Genomic DNA, 3064 nt, shown 5'->3' with positions numbered 1-3064 from the left:
TGATTTTTAGTCATCAGTCCAATTTATTATAGAGTCATTAGATTAAGTAGTTAGTGCTTTGCTTGTGTTAAAAGCCCCAAATTAGAGGTGGATCTGCTTCGTAGTCTTTTTCATTTAAGTTTTTTTCTTTGATGATTTGGCTAGGGAATTTATCAAGATCATTTTGTGTTTTGAACATATTTGATAAATTTTCTGACATACTCATTTGATTATCAAATTGGTAATCACTTGTTTCATTCATAGTAGCTGTAAAATATAATTCCTTATTATTATTTACATACCCTTTAATTAAATAATCTCCCATTGGGTTTTTTTCGGTTTTTACAATCGTAAAGTGTTTATAATGATTTACGTTTTCATTGAAAAATAAATCGATTCGCTTTTTTTGAATATCTAAGTAATAATCACGTTTATTTTCGTGAAGGATATAGAAGCCTCCAGTTATAAGAGTTAGGATTATGAAAAATGATAGGGCAAACAATATAATTTTATTATTATTGAACATAAAAACCTCCTCAAATAAAGTTGAATAAAGGATATTAAAAGCCCCAAATTAGAGGTGGATTAGCTGTATATTCATTTTCGTTCAAGTTTTTATCTTTGATGATTTGGCTAGGGAACTTCTTGTGAGATCTAGGAGGCTTGTACATATTTCCTACTTCTTGAGGATAGCTTATTGTATCTTCAAATTGATAATTGCTATCAGAGCTTAAAGTAGCTAAAAAATCTAATTTTTTATTATTATTTATATATCCTTTTATTGTATAGTTGCCCAAAGGTGTTTTTCCAGTTTCTGTAATTTTTAAAGTTTTATAGTTATCTAAATTTTCTTCAAAAAATAAATCGATTCGCTTTTTTTGAATATCTAAGTAATAATCACGTTTATTTTCGTGAAGGATATAGAAGCCTCCAGTTATAAGAGTTAGGATTATGAAAAATGATAGGGCAAACAATATAATTTTATTATTATTGAACATAAAAACCTCCTCAAATAAAGTTGAATAAAGGATATTAAAAGCCCCAAATTAGAGGTGGATTAGCTGTATATTCATTTTCGTTCAAGTTTTTATCTTTGATGATTTGGCTAGGGAACTTCTTGTGAGATCTAGGAGGCTTGTACATAGCACCAACTTTTTTTGAATAACCAATTGTATCTTCAAATTGATAATTATCTGCTTTATTAAGAGTTGCAGAAAAATACAAACTTTTATCGTTATTAATATAGCCTTCGATTATATAACTTCCCATAGGAGTTTTCCCTGTTTTAGTTAAATCTAGATTTTGATAATTGTTCATATTTTCTTTGAAAAACAAGTCGATTCTTTTCTTTTGAATATGTAAGTACTGTTCACGTTTATTTTCATGCAAGATACAGAAACCTCCAATTATAAGTGTTAAGATTATGAAAAATGATATGGCGAACAATATAATTTTATTATTCTTGAACATAAGAACCTCCCCAAATACAGTTGAATAAAGGATGTTCAATACTATGAAAATTAACGATAACACTAAGTTGAAGCTTTCTGAAAGTTCTTATCAGAACTATAATATTGGATGTCAGGTTAGCACTCCAAAAGGTGAATTTGAAGTTATTGAAAAACGTGATGACACTCAAAATGGTCTACGTGCTTATGCCTATGCACCAATTGTTAATGGAAAGCCAGACACGAGTAACATTGTGATGGGCTATGCAGGTACAGAACTTACCAGTATGAAAGACTGGAAAACCAATGTAAATCTTCCTTTTCATAATAACACAACTAATTTGAAAATTGATAACCATTATAAAAAATTAAAGCATACCACAATTAATGAAAAATATAATAAACCTACAGATGATAATGATGTGCTTAATACGTAAGATTATATTTGAAATATAAGTCAATTCTATCTTTTTGAGTGTCTATATATGTATCTTTCTTATTTTTGTGTGAAAGATATAGATCAACTAAGAACAATATTACTATGATAGAAATAAGGACGAATATTTTATTTTTATTACGTATGAGATCTCCTTTGAAAATGAACAGTTAATAATTGGTGATGGACCTTAGAAGCCAAATATAAGGGGAGGATCAGCTTTATAGTCATTTTCATTCAAGTTTTTTTCTTTGATAATTTGGCTAGGGAACTTATTGGAGGGGTTTTTTTGTTTAAACAGATGACTTAATTTTTTTGAGTAATTAATTTCATCATCAAATTGAAAACCTTTATCTTCATTCATAATAGCAATAAAATCTAATTTTTTATTATTATTTATATATCCTTTTATTGAATAGCCGCCCATAGGTGTTTTTCCTATATCAGTAACCTTGATGCTTTGATAATTGTTTATATTTTCTTTGAAAAATAATTCAATACGTTTTTTTTGAATATCTATGTAATGTTGACGCTTACTTTCATGTAGCATATAGCCGCCTCCTAATATTATTGCTATTATAATGATAATAGATGTAGCGAACAATATTATTTTGTTTTTATTCATAATGTCCTCCTAAATTAATAAATTCTGATCTGAGTTGTGGCGACGCTTTAACAGTCATTGTTATCATGAATATCAATATAATTAGTCATATTTTTCGATTTTATTTGATATTCATTTTGCTACATATTTAATCATCCTCGCTTGGCATAAAGTTCATACTATCAGAAAAATAAATATTCTCTTGCTTGCCTTCAATAAAGGTAAATTCTACATCTTTTGTACCAATTGAAGAACCTTTTAAGTCACCTGTACCTTTCAATAATAACTTTGGTGCTTGTTTCGTTGGAATATCGTATCTTTCCCTTAATTGTTTTACATTATAATCGCTATTTTCTAAATCATATTCTGCTGAGTAACTAGGTACATTGGGATTGTATGATATATTTCCATTCTTATAATCTTTTAATTCTTTAAAATCTGCATATTGAGCGAAGAATTTAAATTCACCTATTTCTCTCTTTATCTTACTATCTTCAATTTTTTTAATAGGGATTATTTCATTGTTTTTCATTTTCACTGGATATTTTTTCTTATTACTTTGAGGTCTTCCTTTATTATCGTATGTAATTTTATTGG

The 3064-nt window shown here is 27.8% G+C and carries 5 protein-coding genes and 1 pseudogene; 1 reads left to right on the top strand and 5 read right to left on the bottom strand.

Annotation, left to right across the window (positions count from 1 at the left end; genetic code table 11):
• Positions 1-67: 67 nt before the first annotated feature.
• From HMPREF2897_RS08920 to HMPREF2897_RS08910, 3 genes are read right to left on the bottom strand one after another with little or no spacing between them, the layout of a single operon-like run.
• On the bottom strand, positions 68-505 hold the full coding sequence (locus HMPREF2897_RS08920) for a DUF1433 domain-containing protein (RefSeq protein WP_070593017.1): 438 nt from the start codon (positions 503-505) through the stop codon (positions 68-70).
• Between the two features lie 34 nt (positions 506-539).
• Positions 540-977, bottom strand: a complete 438-nt coding sequence (locus HMPREF2897_RS08915) for a DUF1433 domain-containing protein (RefSeq protein WP_070593015.1) — start codon at positions 975-977, stop codon at positions 540-542.
• 34 nt (positions 978-1011) lie between these two features.
• Positions 1012-1449 carry a DUF1433 domain-containing protein gene (locus HMPREF2897_RS08910; RefSeq protein WP_032606883.1) on the bottom strand — a complete coding sequence of 146 codons (438 nt, stop codon included), beginning with the start codon at positions 1447-1449 and terminating at the stop codon, positions 1012-1014.
• Between the two features lie 43 nt (positions 1450-1492).
• On the opposite strand from HMPREF2897_RS08910, the pseudogene HMPREF2897_RS08905 reads away from it, so the two are divergent.
• Positions 1493-1861, top strand: a pseudogene (locus HMPREF2897_RS08905) (hypothetical protein); the annotation flags it as partial.
• Positions 1862-2053: 192 nt separating this feature from the next.
• Here HMPREF2897_RS08905 and HMPREF2897_RS08900 read toward each other — a convergent pair.
• Positions 2054-2488, bottom strand: coding sequence for a DUF1433 domain-containing protein (locus tag HMPREF2897_RS08900; protein ID WP_002499808.1), 435 nt, complete (start codon positions 2486-2488; stop codon positions 2054-2056).
• 127 nt (positions 2489-2615) lie between these two features.
• The coding region (locus HMPREF2897_RS08895; RefSeq protein WP_141751295.1) for a tandem-type lipoprotein at positions 2616-3064 on the bottom strand (449 nt) is incomplete at its 5' end.

The sequence above is a fragment of the Staphylococcus sp. HMSC065D05 genome (assembly GCF_001813195.1).
Lineage (GTDB): Bacteria > Bacillota > Bacilli > Staphylococcales > Staphylococcaceae > Staphylococcus > Staphylococcus epidermidis.
The sequence above is the reverse complement of the archived record's forward strand: the minus strand, read 5'-3'. Positions and strand labels throughout refer to the sequence as shown.

Excerpts from the sequence above, each read along its gene's own strand:
- HMPREF2897_RS08920 (WP_070593017.1), bottom strand. The coding sequence starts at position 505 with ATGTTCAATAATAATAAAATTATATTGTTTGCCCTATCATTTTTCATA.
- HMPREF2897_RS08915 (WP_070593015.1), bottom strand. The coding sequence starts at position 977 with ATGTTCAATAATAATAAAATTATATTGTTTGCCCTATCATTTTTCATA.
- HMPREF2897_RS08910 (WP_032606883.1), bottom strand. The coding sequence starts at position 1,449 with ATGTTCAAGAATAATAAAATTATATTGTTCGCCATATCATTTTTCATA.
- HMPREF2897_RS08900 (WP_002499808.1), bottom strand. The coding sequence starts at position 2,488 with ATGAATAAAAACAAAATAATATTGTTCGCTACATCTATTATCATTATA.